Source organism: Campylobacter majalis, assembly GCF_905120465.1.
GTDB lineage: Bacteria > Campylobacterota > Campylobacteria > Campylobacterales > Campylobacteraceae > Campylobacter_A > Campylobacter_A majalis.
On record NZ_CAJHOF010000023.1, the window covers coordinates 1 to 16,457 of the forward strand.

The 16,457-nt window shown below is 33.8% G+C and carries 13 protein-coding genes; 1 reads left to right on the plus strand and 12 read right to left on the minus strand.

The window, feature by feature from the left end; all coding sequences use genetic code 11:
* Window positions 1-53: 53 nt before the first annotated feature.
* The 8 genes from LQU93_RS09065 to LQU93_RS09100 form a co-directional block, all read right to left on the minus strand.
* Complete coding sequence (locus LQU93_RS09065; protein WP_229933568.1) at window positions 54-2,498, minus strand: molybdopterin-dependent oxidoreductase; 2,445 nt, start codon at window positions 2,496-2,498, stop codon at window positions 54-56.
* A 36-nt stretch (window positions 2,499-2,534) separates the two neighbouring features.
* Window positions 2,535-3,098: a hypothetical protein gene (locus tag LQU93_RS09070; RefSeq protein WP_229933569.1), complete on the minus strand. Its 564-nt coding sequence runs from the start codon at window positions 3,096-3,098 to the stop codon at window positions 2,535-2,537.
* Window positions 3,099-3,294: 196 nt separating this feature from the next.
* The gene (locus tag LQU93_RS09075) at window positions 3,295-3,963 is read right to left on the minus strand and encodes a lysophospholipid acyltransferase family protein (protein WP_229933570.1); all 669 of its coding nucleotides are present in this window, start codon (window positions 3,961-3,963) and stop codon (window positions 3,295-3,297) included.
* Window positions 3,944-5,176: an SH3 domain-containing protein gene (locus LQU93_RS09080; RefSeq protein WP_229933571.1), complete on the minus strand. Its 1,233-nt coding sequence runs from the start codon at window positions 5,174-5,176 to the stop codon at window positions 3,944-3,946. Before LQU93_RS09080 ends, LQU93_RS09075 begins: the two co-directional genes overlap by 20 nt.
* On the minus strand, window positions 5,170-5,835 hold the full coding sequence (gene purQ / locus LQU93_RS09085; protein ID WP_229933572.1) for a phosphoribosylformylglycinamidine synthase I: 666 nt from the start codon (window positions 5,833-5,835) through the stop codon (window positions 5,170-5,172). Before purQ ends, LQU93_RS09080 begins: the two co-directional genes overlap by 7 nt.
* Window positions 5,832-6,068, minus strand: coding sequence for a phosphoribosylformylglycinamidine synthase subunit PurS (purS, locus tag LQU93_RS09090; protein WP_229933573.1), 237 nt, complete (start codon window positions 6,066-6,068; stop codon window positions 5,832-5,834). Before purS ends, purQ begins: the two co-directional genes overlap by 4 nt.
* An 11-nt stretch (window positions 6,069-6,079) precedes the next feature.
* A complete protein-coding gene (gene purC / locus LQU93_RS09095; protein WP_229933574.1) occupies window positions 6,080-6,790 on the minus strand; it encodes a phosphoribosylaminoimidazolesuccinocarboxamide synthase in 711 nt (236 codons plus the stop codon).
* Window positions 6,791-6,795: 5 nt separating this feature from the next.
* Window positions 6,796-8,103, minus strand: coding sequence for a S41 family peptidase (locus tag LQU93_RS09100; RefSeq protein WP_418884082.1), 1,308 nt, complete (start codon window positions 8,101-8,103; stop codon window positions 6,796-6,798).
* A gap of 188 nt (window positions 8,104-8,291) precedes the next feature.
* Here LQU93_RS09100 and LQU93_RS09105 point away from each other — a divergent pair, with 188 nt between their 5' ends.
* Entirely contained in the window at window positions 8,292-10,865 is a 2,574-nt protein-coding gene (locus LQU93_RS09105; RefSeq protein WP_229933575.1) for an ATP-dependent Clp protease ATP-binding subunit, read from the plus strand.
* A 949-nt stretch (window positions 10,866-11,814) separates the two neighbouring features.
* Here the strand turns inward: LQU93_RS09105 and cuyB are convergent.
* From cuyB to lepA, 4 genes are all read right to left on the minus strand, one after another.
* Window positions 11,815-12,498, minus strand: a complete 684-nt coding sequence (gene cuyB, locus LQU93_RS09110; protein WP_229933576.1) for a cysteate racemase — start codon at window positions 12,496-12,498, stop codon at window positions 11,815-11,817.
* Complete coding sequence (locus tag LQU93_RS09115) at window positions 12,498-13,790, minus strand: dicarboxylate/amino acid:cation symporter (protein WP_229933577.1); 1,293 nt, start codon at window positions 13,788-13,790, stop codon at window positions 12,498-12,500. The genes cuyB and LQU93_RS09115 overlap by 1 nt, the downstream gene beginning before the upstream one ends.
* Before the next feature lie 98 nt (window positions 13,791-13,888).
* Entirely contained in the window at window positions 13,889-14,191 is a 303-nt protein-coding gene (locus LQU93_RS09120; RefSeq protein WP_229933578.1) for a c-type cytochrome, read from the minus strand.
* A gap of 134 nt (window positions 14,192-14,325) precedes the next feature.
* Entirely contained in the window at window positions 14,326-16,116 is a 1,791-nt protein-coding gene (gene lepA, locus LQU93_RS09125) for a translation elongation factor 4 (RefSeq protein WP_229933579.1), read from the minus strand.
* Between the last annotated feature and the right edge of the window lie 341 nt (window positions 16,117-16,457).

The following is a 16,457-nucleotide window of genomic DNA, read 5'->3' on the forward strand; positions in this document are numbered from 1 at the left end:
TCAAAAAGAATATAAAAAACATACATAATTTAGCCCTAAAAAAGGGCTAAATTTTAAAGCGATTGAACTATTTTAGGTTTAGAAAATGCCGTGATAGGCTTAATCTCGCCTTTAAATTTTTCAATCTGAGCAAGGCATGTGTGAGCCGTGTTACTTTGGGCTAGTTTTGATGTTGATTTGTCACGCGTTAAGACATTCACACATCCATGCTGACACAAGCTCTTCTCTCCCCAAATTTCTGGATCATACCATGCACCTTCGCATATTATGGCAACATTTGGTTGAAGTAAATCAGTTATCAAAACTCCAGCCAAAATCTCACCTCTATCATTAAACACACGCACCACATCGCCATTTTCAAGCCCTCTAGCCTTTGCATCATTAGGGTGCATTAATATCGGCTCTCGTCCATTTACTTCGGCAAAATTCCTAATAATAGAGTTATTTAACTGCGAATGCAAACGATATCTTGAGTGCGGACTAACGATGTGAATTGGATATTTTTTTGCTTTTTCGCTACCAAGCCATTCAAATGGCTCAAGCCAAGTAGCATGTGGCGGACAATCATCATAGTTCATCTTAGCTATAACCGGAGAGTAAAGCTCTATCTTGCCAGATGGCGTTCCTAGTCTATATTTTGCCGGATCTGATCTAAAATCTGCAAGTCTTGTGTATAACTCATTGCTCTTGTCATCTTTTTCAAATCTGACAAAACCTTTTTCATAAAACTCATCAAACTCTGGCATTTTTATATTTAACTCACTTGCCTGATTGACAGCATCGGCGTAAAATTCTCTCATCCAGCCAAGTTCATCCTTGCCCTCGCTAAAGACTTCCGCTCTGCCCCAGCGTTTGCATATTTGCTCACATATCCAAAAGTCACTTTTACTCTCTCCCATAGGTTCAATCACTGGCTTGTATGCTACGATATACTCACCCGTATCTCCAGTTTGATTTATGTCATTTCGCTCTACTTCAATAGCCACTGGTAAAACGATATCAGAAAACTTAGCCGTGCTAGTCCAATATGGCTCAGCGGTGATGACTGTATCAAAATTTTGCCATGCTTTTACGATGTTATTTACGTCTTGATGGCGAGTAAAAACTGAGCCACTAGCCATATAAGCAACTCTCATTTTTGGTAATTTGATTTGATTGCCATCGTGCTCTATAATTTTGCCTGGATTTTGCAATGCCTCAATCGATCTAGATGATGGGATAGTGATGTTTTTAGTATTTTTCCAAGGTGCATTATCGATATGCTCATATTTTTGAGAAATTCTAGTGCTTAGCCCTTTTAACACTGGTGCGATTTTTCTAGTCATACCGCTGCCACCATAACCTAAACTAAACTCAAAGCCAAGCCCCTCTTTTCCGATATGTCCAAGCATTGCGTTTAGTGTAACCAATGCCCAAAATACCTGCTCACCATGATCTGCTCTTTGCAAAGCTCGTCCAATTAATACAGTGCTTGGCTCTTTTGCTAAAATTTCGGCAAATTTTGCTATCTCATCAGCACCTACACCGCAAATTTTACTAGCCCACGCCGTATCTTTCACAACGCCATCATTTACACCCAAAATATAATCTTTAAATTTATTAAAGCCGACTGTGTATTTTTTGATAAACTCAGCATCATAAAGTTTGCTAACAAACAAGTGATGGCACATGCCAAGTATCATTGCCACATCGGTATTTGGACGCACTAAAATATTTTGTGAGCCAAAATATCTAGCCGTATCATTTATCATAACATTAACACTATATGTTTTAATGCCAGAGTCTTTAAGCTCACTTAGACCAACATAACCATCATGCGTCGGTGGCACAGATGAGATTTGATTTGTCACTAATGGATCTGTCCCCCAAAATACGACGTTTTTTGCATTTTTGATAATGGCTTTGTATTTTGTCGGTGTATCATACACAGCAGATGAACCAAGAACGTGCGGCATGATAACAAGCCCAGCACCAGTTGAGTAGTCTCCACTCTCTTCAACATATCCACCAAGCACTTTTAGCATCCTATGTGCGACCGTCCTACCCCAGCCTACTTTACCGCTACCGCCCCACCAATAACACTCGCCATAAATACTCTCAGCACCATATTTGTCAAAATTTTCTTTAAGTGCTTTTGCGGCAAGATCAAGTGCCACGTCCCAACTAACACGAACAAACTCCTCCTTGCCCCTTAGTTCAGCTTTTGACGCACCTTTTGCCTTTAGATAGCTTTTTCGCACCATTGGATACAACACACGAGCTTCATTTTGCACGATATCGGCAAGCGAATTATTCATGGTGTTTGGAAATTTATCTCCTTCAAAATCGCTTACTGATACAATTTGCGATGAGTTTAAATTTGCCCAAAACAGACCAAAGCGATTTGCACCAAAGACCTTTTTGCTATCAAAAATAGTCTCATTTATACCCTGCACTCTACTTGCACTAGCCGTTGTTGCTGCCACTAGTGATGCCTTTAGAAAATCTCGTCGTTTCATATTTTCTCCTTAAAAAGATAAGTAACTCAAACATTATTATTCCGTCTTTGCATGATGTTGTAGATATTTTGTAACAAGCGACAAATCATCACTTTGCATTATGACATAATTTAAATCAATCATGCTTTGTATATTTGCAGGCCATTGATTTGGCATAAAAGCATCTGGCTCATGCACTCTATGACAAGCCGAACAGCTATCTTCGTAAATATGTTTTGCTCTATCATATAGCACTTTTATATCGCTAGTTATGGCATCGGAGTTGATAGCATACTCGCCTTGAACCTCATACCATATTTCACCATAATCATCCTCTAGCTCTTTTATGATTGTAAAATTTTGTGGATTTTCATCTGCAAATTTCACATAATTTTCGCCATTTTGTATGCTTTTTTGAATTAGTAGCTGATAATTTTGATTAACTACACCTTTTACTTTTACTTTTGCCATTTTGCCATCATCTGCAACTATTTCAAGCGGAGTTAATATCTCAATCATGCCAATACTTTTGCCATTTAATAAAATTTCGGTTGGTTTTAAAACCACATCAGCAAAAAGCACAGAGCATATAAATAAGCACAAAAACAAGATATTTTTCATATCATCTCCTTAAATAAATTTTTTAATAATTTTATATAGTATTTACTTAATATTATATTTTTATATTTTAAAGCATATGTATTAAATTTCACAAAAGTGTTTTAAAGACACAAATAAAATACATTTATATTATGATTATAAACATCAAAAGTTTAAAGCAGTTATTACAATAAAGAGTTGTAAATTAAGTTATGAATTATCTATAAAAATCTAGCGTTTCTTGCATTAGTTTTCGGCTATTTTCAAACCAAGCCTCATCACTTTTATCAACAACTGGCAAAAACACTATCTTTATTTTGCCTTTTTTAAAGCTAAATTTCTTAACATCTAAAATTTCACTTCCAACTATTACAACAGGCTGAATACTTAAATTAAGCTTTTGTGCAACGACCTTTGCACCACTTTGAAATTTAAGCAATCTATTGCCCCTAGCACGTGTGCCTTCTGGAAAAATCGCTATAACGCGTCCGTTTTGAACTCTGTCTTTTGCTTCTTTTATGAGATTTACCATGGCTCTTGGGCTTTGTCTATCGATTGGTATCATTTTTGGAATTTTTAAAATTTTGCCTATTATTGGTATATCTCCTATCTCTTTTTTAGCGACCCAACAAAGATTTTTAGGATAAATTTCTTCCATAACAATTATATCAAGCATACTTTTATGATTAATTATTATCATATTTACATCAGCTATTTCGCCAATTATTTCCAGCTCGTATCCAGCAAAAAAACGTTGAAATTTTGCCCAAACTCTTCTAATTGTATGTATGTGTTTTGTCATCGCCCACATCAAAAACACAACAAAAGCTACAGAAAGCAAAAACCAAATAGCGTAAAACAAACCTCTAATTCTTGACAATCTCATCCTTTTTAACCCAACCTATTTTGCCATCACTAAATAAAATTTTAAAATATTCATCTTTGTTATCAAGTATTTCCACGCTCTCGTTTTGACTTGATACATAAAATATAGTTGAGTTTTTTATAGGTAATATTCTAACATTTACCTCAGGTTTTAATATCGCCTTTCTAAATGGATTGTAGCTATATATGCCATATGCAAGCAGTAGTGCAACCGCAATAAAATAGCTAATCCTACGTCTAAAAATTCCCAATACAAATAGCAATCCAGCAAGTGAGTATATTGTGACATTTTTATATATTGTCACTTCGCTTTGTTTTGGATTTAATCCAACATGAGTGCTAATCTCGTCATCTTCAACGCTAACCGGCAACGAAAAAGTTTCAAATTTTTGCTTAATTTGATTGTAGTAGTTAAACTCAAGAGTTCTCTTGTTTGGCTTAAATACAGCAAAATAATATGCACTTTGCGAACCAAAATCGCCAACTATAGTATCAACACCTTGTTTTATTATTGTTTTATCATTCAAATAAAATGACCCAAGATCGGCATTTTTAGCATTTAGTTCAACTATCATTATATAGTTTTCATCATCAAATTTTGTAGTTTTAAATTTCTTAACCTCAAGCAAATCCGCAACTATATTATTATAAAAATTTGGTGCTTTTAACTCTTTTAGGCGTGGCAAAAACATAATCAAATTTGTTTTATTAAACTCCTCACCATTTCTTAAAATAGACACTTCTAATTTTGTGCTTTTTGCATTTTGGTTTTTAGCTTGCAAATATATCGTAGTTGCATAAGTTTCACCATTTTTAACCCAAGTTAAATTTTTATTTAACCATTTGACATTTGTTTGATCTATTTTTGTTAAAAATATAAAATCAATATCACTAAAGGTGCTTAGTAAAACCTCGACCTTAAAAATCTCGCCAATCAATGCATTTTTAGGCATACTCAACACTTTTAGACTAGCATTTTTACTGACCGTTGGAGTATCATATAATGAACTATTTGGCGTCATTATATCAGGCTCGTCTGTTGGTAATATATTTTTTAGCTCATTTAAATTTACATTCTGCTTTGTTTGTGTCTTGGCGGTATTTGGCATATTGATAAATTTATCTTTATCATCCCTGTCCATCATATCAAAGACACTAGGTTCGTTTGCACCCAAAAAGCAAATAGCAAAAAACAAAATAATTTTTTTTAACAAATCAAACCTTTAAGCATTTTCATGCCATCGTCACTACCAAGTATGCTCTCGCATGCACGCTCAGGATGTGGCATGAGAGCAAAAATTTTTTTATTTTTATCGCATATGCCAGCTATACTATCAACAGAGCCATTTGGGTTTAAATCATTTCCATTTACATCACAATATTTAAGCAAAATTTGCTCATTTTCATACATGCTCTTAAGCGTGTTATCATCTGTATAATAATTGCCTTCGCCATGTGCTATAGGGATATTTACTATATCATTTATGTTTAAATTTGATAAAAATTTATTATTGTTTGATACTACTTTTAAATGATGATATTTTGAAACAAAACTTAAACAGTCATTTCTTCTCATTGCACCAGGAAGCAGTCCAAGCTCAAGCAACATCTGAAATCCATTACATATACCAAGCAAGTATCCTCCATTTTTTGCATGTTGCACAACAGCTTTCATTGCAGGACTAAATTTGGCAATCGCGGCGGTTCGTAAATAATCACCATAACTAAACCCACCTGGAAGCACTATTAAGTCAGCATCAATTTTAGTTTGCTTATGCCACACAATCTCAGTCTTGCAACCAAGCAAATCAAATGCATACTTTGTGTCTTGTTCGCTATTTGTTCCAGGAAATAATAAAATAGCTACCTTCATAATACTATCTCATAATCTTCTATAACTGTATTTGCAAGTAGCTCCTCACACATTGTTTTAAGTTGTTTTTTTGCTTCTTCTTTGTTGGTTGCATTAATTTCTAATACAATCTGTTTGCCTATTCTTACATCTTCTACATTTGAAAAACCTAGCGAAATTAGCGCATGTTGTGTCGCTTTACCGGCTGGATCAAGAACACCATTTTTTAATGCTATATTAATAACTGCTTTCATATTAACCCCACTTATGATAAAATCCTTCTTAATATCTCTTCATAGGCAACTTTAACATTTCCAAGCCCTTGTCTAAACCTATCCTTATCTAGCTTTTCATTTGTCTTTGCATCCCAAAAACGGCAACTATCAGGACTTATCTCATCAGCTAAAACTATATTGCCATCTCTATCAATGCCAAACTCTACCTTAAAATCAACTAGCTTTAATCCTTTGGTTTCAAAGAATTTAAATAAAATAGAGTTTATCTCTCTACCCAAGTGTCTTAACACTTGCAAATCTTTTTCTGTTTTTACAAGATTCATTATCAAACAATGCTCATCATTAACAAGAGGATCGCCCAAATCATCGTTTTTATAATAAAGCTCAACAAGAGTAAATGGTAAAATCTCCCCTTCAGTTATACCAAGTCGCTTTGATAGTGAGCCTGTGGCAATATTTCGCACGACAACTTCAAGTGGTATAATTTGAACTTTTTTTACAAGTTGTTGTGTATCACTTAAAACATCAATAAGATGTGTCTTAATGCCATTTTGTTCTAACAATCTAAAAAGCTGTGTGCTTATTTTGTTATTTAATGCACCCTTGCCTTCTTCACTACCTTTTTTTTGAGCGTTAAAAGCAGTTAGATCGTCTTTAAATTCAGCTATTAACAAATCATCATTATCTGTTTTATATAGCCTTTTGCCCTTGCCTTCGTATAACATTTGTCCTTTTTTCATACCCATTATCCTCTTATGTTTGTTTTTAATACCTTAATAACATCTATAGCCGTTTTAAGTTGAATATCTTCATCAACTTTTTGCCTACTTATAATGTTTTTATCATCTTTATTTTTTATTTTTTCATCATTTTTTTCAGATTTATCATCTATTTTTTCCAATTCTCCTTGCAGGTGTGCCTTTAGCTCACTTTCTTTGATGACAAAGGCAGAATTTTCATTTTGCGGAACCTTACCAGGATATACAATAACATCTGGCGTTACACCAACAGCCTGCACAGTCTTTCCACTTGGCAAATAATACTTAGCTATTGTGAGCTTTAAAGCCTCTTTATCATCTATAGGAAGTATCACTTGAACACTACCTTTGCCAAATGTATTCTCACCAACAACTACAGCACGTTTCATATCCTGCAATGCTCCACTAACTATCTCGCTTGCACTTGCTGATCCGCTATTTACTAGTACTACCAAAGGAAGCTTTGTTAATGTTGAGTTTTTACTAGCTTTGTATTCTGAGTTTTCACTGACATCTCTGCCTTTTTGTGAAACTATTACTCCACTATCAACAAAGATATCAACTAAACCAACAGCCTGATTTAATAGCCCACCAGGATTATTGCGCAAATCCATAATAATACCATTTACATTTGGATGTTTTTTAATAGCATCTCTGGCTTTTGCCACAACATTTTTATCGAAATTTGTTACTCTCAAATAAAGAATATTATCATCTTTTATAAGACGCGAATAGACACTTTCTACTTTGATTATATCACGTATAATATTTACGTCAAACGGCTTTGGTTCGCCCTTTCTAACAATCGTAACAGTAATAGGCGTCTTTGGCTCTCCTCGCATTTTACTCACAGCTTCATCTATCGTTATACCAATCGTTGCATTTCCATCTATGCGAAGTATCACATCTCCAGCTTTTATACCAGCTTTATCGGCTGGAGTATCTTCTATCGGCGACACAACTGTTAAAGCACCGTCTTTCATGCCAACCGTTATACCAAGTCCGCCAAATTCTCCAGATGTTTGCACCTGCATGTCTTTAAAAGCTTTTTCATTTAAAAAACTAGAATGAGCGTCTAAATTTTGCATCAAACCGGCTATCGTTTTATCAATAAGATCTTTAAAGGCAATATCATCAACATAATATTTTTCAACTGTATTTATAGTTTTGTTTAGTTTAGAAAGAGCATCTAATCTATCTTTTGTTGTTGTTTCGTTTGTTTTTGCATTTAAAAATGTAGCAAAAAACGAAGAGAAAAGTATTGCCGAAGCTAATAAAATTTTACCTTTTTTCAAAAAAATCTCCTAAATTTAAATAAGGCATTATTTTATAACTATTTGCCTAAAAATAGCATAAAACCAACCATAATTGAAGTGTAAAATTTCATAAATATAAAATTAATTAAATTATTTTTATAAATAAACTTGACATTAACTAACTAAAGTTATATAATGTCACTAATATAAAACCAAAAGGATACAAGATGTCAGAAATACTACAAAAATTAACAACTCAAATGACAATGGCGTTAGAAAATGGTGCTAGTTTAGCAATACATTCTAAAAACAGTGAAATTTTACCCATTCATATATTATGGGGGCTTAGCACTGATAGCTCATCAGTGCTAAATCAAGTACTTAATAAAATGAGTGCTAGTAAAGACGCACTAATTTTAGAGATAAAATCAAATGTGCAAAATTTACCAACTAGCTCAAACGTAAGCAAAGAAAATATCAAAATTTCAAGTCAAACATTAAGTAGTTTGCAAAATGCAAGCGGATTAATGGCGAGTTTGGGAGATAAATTTATAGCTGTTGATACGTGGATAATAGCAAATTTACAAACTGAACCAATTAAAACAATACTATCAAAATTTATTGATTTAATGGAGCTTAAAAAAAATCTAGAAGCTATTCGCGGCGGAAAAAATATTGATACTCAAACAGCCGACGACACACTAGATGCACTTGAAAAATATGGAATAGACTTAAGTCAAAAAGCAGCAAACTCAGAGCTTGATCCAGTGATTGGACGAGATGAAGAGATAATTAGAATGATGCAAATTTTAATTAGAAAAAGCAAAAACAATCCTATATTGTTAGGTGAGCCTGGCGTTGGCAAAACTGCCATTGTCGAGGGCTTAGCACAAAAAATATATAGCAAAGATGTGCCTACAAGCCTACTAAATAAGCGAGTAATTACGCTTGATATGAGTGCATTAATAGCTGGTGCAAAATATAGAGGTGAGTTTGAAGATCGTCTAAAAGCGGTCATAGATGAAGTGAAAAAAGCAAAAAATATCATTTTATTTATAGATGAAATTCACACAATCGTCGGAGCTGGAGCTAGCGAAGGTAGCATGGATGCGGCAAATATCTTAAAACCAGCACTAGCACGTGGCGAACTACATGCTGTTGGTGCTACAACATTAAAAGAATACCGAAAATATTTCGAAAAAGATGCCGCACTACAAAGACGTTTTCAACCTATAGACGTAAAAGAGCCAAGTGTAAATGAGGCCTTGCAAATTTTGCGTGGCATAAAAGAGCGTCTTGAGGTGCATCATAATGTGAGCATAACAGACTCAGCTCTTGTAGCAGCTGCACGTCTATCTGATAGATATATATCAAATAGATTTTTACCAGATAAGGCAATTGATTTAATAGATGAAGCGGCGGCTGAGCTAAAAATGCAAATTGAAAGTGAGCCATTTGAGTTAGCAAAAGTAAAAAGAGATATCGTAACGCTTGAGGTTGAAAAAGAGGCGTTAAAGATGGAGAATGAGCCTAAAAACGATGAACGTCTAGCACAAATACAAAAAGAGAGTGAAAATTTAAAAGAGAAAAAAAATGCCTTGGAGCTTAAATTTAAAAACGAAAAAGAGATTTTTAATGAAATTTCAAACACTAAAAAACAAATAGAAACACTAAAGACCGAGGCTGAAATAGCAAAACGAAATAGTGATTTTAGTAAAGCGGCTGAAATAGAACATGGCAAAATTTTACAAGCAAATGCAAAATTAGCAGAACTAAATGAAAAATGGAACGCACAAAAAAATGAAGGTGTATTGTTAAAAAATCAAGTTGATGATGAGCTAGTAGCCCAAATACTAAGCAAATGGACTGGTATAGCAGTATCAAAAATGCTAACAAGCGAAAAGCAAAAATATCTACAAATACAAAGCCATTTGCAAAAAAGCGTAATCGGTCAAGATCAAGCACTAAATGCACTAGCAAGAGCTATAAAGCGAAACAAAGCTGGTCTAAGTAGTGCAAAAAAACCGATTGGTTCGTTTTTGTTTTTAGGTCCTACTGGTGTAGGCAAAACTGAAACAGCAAAAGCCTTGGCTAAATTTTTATTTGACGACGAAAAGGCCTTAATACGATTTGACATGAGTGAATATATGGAAAAACACAGTGTTTCAAGGCTACTTGGAGCACCGCCTGGATATGTAGGATATGATGAAGGTGGGCAACTAAGCGAAGCAGTTAGACGACGCCCATATAGCGTGATATTGTTTGACGAGATAGAAAAAGCACACAAAGACATCTTTAATATACTACTTGGAATTTTAGACGATGGACGTGCGACCGACAATAAAGGCGTGGTTGTGGATTTTAAAAATACAATCATAATTTTAACATCAAATATCGCTTCAAATTTCATCATGGATTTAAGCGGCAAAGAATTAGAAAATGCTGTTAAAAACGAGCTAAAAGCGTATTTTAAACCGGAGTTTTTAAACAGACTTGATGATGTTATCACATTTAATCCTCTTGGAGAAAATGAGCTAATAAAAATTGTAAATGTAATGTTTAAAGACTTAAAAGATAGGCTTAATGAACGTGCAATAAAAGCCAACTTAAGCAATGATGCCGCTAAACTCATTGCAGAGGCCGGTTTTGATATGGAGTATGGTGCAAGACCGCTTAGACGAGCAATTTATGAGTTGGTAGAAGATAAAATTTCAGATATGATTTTAAGCGATGCATTAAAAGGTTCAGATGAGATAGATATAGTTTGTGAAAACGGCGAAATACAAATAAAAATCGTTTAAACTTAAAAACACAAAGTCTCTAGGTTGTTTAAGGGGCTTTGTGTTTTGACGGCAATGTTTATTGTGATGCTTTAAATTTAATTTTAACATTAGTTTGCTATTTTGCCAATATGAATTATTAATAAATTTTAAAATAATCAAAAATTATTATAAGAGCAATGTTAAAAACCAACGATGTTTAAACCTAATTTTGAGACAACTTTTATTTTGTGTGATTTAAATATTGTTATAACTTTTGTCGCTTAAAATAATATTTTTGCTTAGCTGCTGTTTAAACACTTTTTGCTAATTAACTAGGTTTTAAGTAGTGCTAAATCACAAAAATCATAATTTTAGCATTACTATTAAATAAAAATTATTCATAGAGGCAGCGAAATTAAGTTATCGTATTGTAACGATAAAAACTACGAAAACATATTTATCACTAAAAAATTTAAAAAATTTTACATTAATTTAAAACTTTAAAAATAACCGATAAATTTTAAAAGATATTTGTATTAAAATAAATGATAGTTTTTAAAACAAGCAAAGTGCTTTTTGCAAAGCAAAAAATGTAGTAGCAACAAAAACTAACGCAGTGTAAGGCAAAACTAAAGTAAATTTATTTATACAAAAGCAAAAATTTAGTGCTAATACAAAAAAATCAAAAGTATATATTTCTAAGACAAATAGCAAAACACTTATTTTGACTTTAAAACAAAAATATAAATTAATGTAAATAATTAAAAATGTTTTGCAAGTAAGCTTTTAGCAACACAAGTAGTCTTTAAAGTCTAAAACTTGACAATTTATAATAAATTTGCGGATTATTTGCTTTACTTGCAATGCAAAAAAGGCAATCATATAGTTAAACACTGCAAAATAAAAACTTATTAAATTTTGCTTAAATTAACAAAAAGATCTTACAACTAAAATAATTAAATTTTATAGAATAATGCCCTGTAAAAACTCAATCTTTTAGTGCAAATTCTACTGCATACTTAGCAAGCTCTAGTGTCGCATCCACAAAACGATATTGTCCATCAATATAAGACAAAAATATTGGAATTTCAGTGCATGCAGCTATATAAACATCCGCCTTAATTTTGGCCAATGTCTTATTAAACAACTCAACATATTCATGTGTTTTTCCAGCCTTAACGCCATCGTATATGCATTTCATAAATGCATTTTGCTGACAATCAGAAAATTCTACACTATTTAACCCATGCATATTTAATATATCATCATACACTCTTCCTATTTTAGTGCCAGTTGTAGCTATAACAGCTATATTTTTAGCATCTTTATAACGATTAATTAATGCATTTACGGTTATTTTATTCATATATAAAATTTCAACACCAACTTCACGCTGTATGTCGTTAGCAAAGTAATGAGCAGTGTTACACGGCATAATAACAGCATCACATCCAGCTTGTTTTAGCCTGTTTGCCGCCTCACACATCTTTGGCAAAGGATTTTCACCACCACCCAAAATATATTTTGTGCGATCTGGTATCTGGGCATAACTATCAATAACGACATGAATATGCTCTTGATCGCACTTAGCTGGGGTTAGTGAAACTATCTTTTGATATAAATCAATCGTCGCTAATGGACCCATGCCGCCTAAAATCCCAAGTGTTTTCATTAGCTTTGCCACACTTTTTCGTCTAATTTGCCTTCCATCTTACCAACAACTAGAGAACCAGCCACGTCGCCAACAACATTCATTGATGTTCTACCCATGTCCAAAATAGCATCGATACCAAGTATCATACCATACGCTACTGCCACAACGCTACCTGCCTCGACCTTAAGCCCAACCGATTCAAGCACCATTAAAAGCATAATAGCACCAGCACCTGGCACACCAGCAGTTCCAATAGATGCAAGAACAGCCGTAAGAACTATAGTAAGCTGTGCTGAAAAATCAAGTGGCACACCAACGATATTTGCTATAAATATCGCACAAACGCCCAAATATATAGTTGTGCCGTCCATATTTAGCGTTGCACCAACCGGGATAGTAAAGCCAAAAATACTCCTTGGCACACCCATATCTTTTTCTAAAGTCTCCATACTAACAGGTATAGTCGCACCAGATGAACGCGTAACAAACGCCGTAATCATAGGTTTTCTAACCTTTTTAAGAAATATAATTGGACTAAGTTTAAAAATCAAACAAATAACACAATAAACAAGCACAACCTGAAGTACCAATCCAACATAAACGCTTACTGTAACGCTTAAAAGTGGACCAAATGCTTGAGCTCCATTTTTAGAAAACACGATAAAAATAAGTGCAAAAACTCCAATTGGAGTATACTGCATAATCCATCCAACAATACGAAACATAACATCACTCATGCCTTCAAAAAATGCAAACACCGTATCAGCTGCTCTTGAAATTTCCTCTTTTTTACTATCGCGACTAAACGCAAGTGCAATACCAAAAAATATACAAAAACAAATAGTTGGAAGCACATCGCCCTTAGCAATAGATTCAAATGGATTTGTCGGAATAATTGCAAGTAGAATTTCAACCAAAGTTGGTGCATTTGCTTCTTTTGCAACACCAGCCCCCTGAGCCAACTCTAGTCCCAATCCAGGAGAAAGCACAGAGCCGACACTAAGACCTATAATAATAGAAAAAAGAGAAGTAAACATATAAAAAAGTATAATTTTTACACCAACCTTGCCAAGATGCGAAGGAGATATGGAGCTAGTTCCAACTATAAGTGTGCAAACTATAACTGGTACCATTATCATCTTAAGCAATCTTACAAACAAATCACCAAATGGTTTTAAAAATTCAATCGCACCACTTGCATTTTGAAAAACAATGCCACAAATAGCACCCAAAACAAGACCGAGAAAAATTCTTAAAAGTAAATTGCTTTGAAAGTAAAACGACAAAACGCCATTTTTTTGCTGTATCATTAACAATCCTTTAAAATAAGCTTTAAAGGTATTTTAACATTGTTTAAATAAAACTTTGTATAAATTTTAAAAGAGTGAGCGGAATTTCCGCTCGTATGTTACTTAAGAGTATTTATATATTCAGCCACTGCATCAATATCTTCATCGCTCATAGGTGTAGCAATAGGCTTCATCATAGCACCCATGTTGTATTTGTTAGCTCCTGTTTTGTAGCTCTTAATTGCAGCCACAATATCTTCCTTGCTTAATGTATTTATGGCAGGAACTTTATTGTTAAACATCTTTTCAGCTTTTACACCATGACAGGCTATACACTTTTTATATACAGCAGCACCATCAGCTGCAAATGCACCACTAGCTAACATAGCCACAGCACCAGAAACGAATAGTAATTTTTTCATTTTTTTCCTTTTTAATAATTTGTACTCACAATTATATTGTAAAAAAATTAAAATTTAATAATTTTTCAAACTTAGTATCGACACAAATTTAAAAACCTTTATGGCATATACAAAATTTTCATCAAAAATAGTCTTTAGTCTATCTTTAAGACGCTCAAAAATGCCTCTTGCGGTAAATTTACCTTACCAATGGCCTTCATTCTTTTTTTGCCTTCTTTTTGCTTTTCAAGTAGTTTTCTTTTACGTGTTATATCTCCACCATAGCACTTAGCAGTGACATTTTTACCCATTGATTTAACGGTTTCTCTTGCAATAACCTTATTACCAATACTTGCTTGTATAGCCACTTCAAAAAGTTGTCTAGGCACTATCTCTTTCATAGCTTTTACAAAATCACGCCCCTTGCTAGCAGATTTACTCTCAGGCACGATTATAGATAAAGCATCAACTATCTCACCAGCAACTCTTACATCTAGCTTTACCAAATCCCCAACCCTGTATTCACTAGGTTCATAATCAAAACTTGCATAGCCTTTGGTTGCAGATTTTAACTTATCATAAAAATCCATAACTATCTCGTTCATCGGTATATCATACTCAAGTAAAACTCGCTCAGGCGTGATATAGTCCATCTTAGTTTGAACGCCACGGCGATTATTTAACAAGGTTATAATATTTCCTAAAAATTCACTTGGAGTGATGATGGTGGATCGAACATATGGCTCTTTTATAACTTCTATCTTATTTACTGGCGGCAACTCGCTTGGATTTTGAATCATTAGCGTTTTGCCATCAGTTTGAATCACTTCATATGTTACAGTTGGCGCAGTTGCTATTAAATCAAGGTTAAACTCACGCTCCAAACGCTCTTTAACAACCTCCATATGAAGTAAGCCTAAAAATCCAACCCTAAAACCAAAACCAAGCGCGATTGATGTCTCTGGTTCATAGCTTATTGAACTATCATTGAGTTTTAGTTTATCTAATGCGTCTCTTAAGTCTTCAAATTTATCAGTATCGATTGGGTATAAACCAGCAAACACAAATGGCTTTGCTCTCTCAAATCCACCAATGGCTTCTTTTGCTGGATTTTTTGCACTGGTTATAGTGTCACCAACTTGAACATCGCTCACATTTTTTAATCCAAGCACCACAACACCAACCTCGCCTGAATTTATACTAGGTGTTTTTATGGGAGCGATTGGATTTGGATACATTAAATCAAGCACAACATGCTTTTTGCCAGTGCTCATAACTAAAATTTCATCGTTTTTTGAAATTTTACCATCATAAACCCTAACTAATGCCAAAGCACCTAAATAGTTATCAAACCAACTATCATAAATCAAAGCTTTTGTTGCAGAATTTGGATCTGAGACAGGTGCGGGAATGCGATTAACTATCGCTCTTAATAAATCATTTATACCTATGCCACTTTTTGCACTCACCTCTATCGCTTCTGAGCAATCAAGACCAATAACATGCTCTATCTCATTTTTTACACGCTCAGCATCAGCAGCCGGTAGATCGATTTTATTAATAACAGGAATTATTTCTAGATTATTTTCTAAGGCGATATAGACGTTAGCAATCGTCTGTGCTTCAACACCCTGAGACGCATCAACAACGAGCAAAGCACCCTCACAACTAGCCAAACTCCTACTAACTTCATAACTAAAATCAACATGTCCTGGGGTGTCTATTAAATTTAATACAAACTCACCATTTTCATTCTTGTATTCAAGTCTTACAGATTGTGCTTTGATTGTTATACCACGCTCTTTTTCGATATCCATAGTATCCATTATCTGACTACTCATTTGGCGATCACTTACCGCTTTGCACTCTTGTATCAGCCTATCCGCCAATGTTGATTTACCATGATCTATGTGTGCTATTATGCTAAAATTTCTTATATTTTTCATCTATTCGCTTTGATTTAAATTTAGCCCAAGATTGTGCCAAAATTTCGATTAAAAATGAATAAAAGAATAAATTTTGGCTATATCAATACTCATGATTTTATTAAAATTTCATATACACTATAAAATCATAAAATATCAAAATTTAATACTTTTGCTAAGCAACAAAAATCAAAACAACGACAAAAATAAAATAAAACTATCACAACAATAATAGTAGTTAATATCATGCTGTATTGGTGTGTCAATTGAAAAACAACACACCAATATACAAAAAACAATGTGTTCAATACTACTAAGTATTTTATAATCCCTTAATTATTAATACAATCAAATTAGTATGG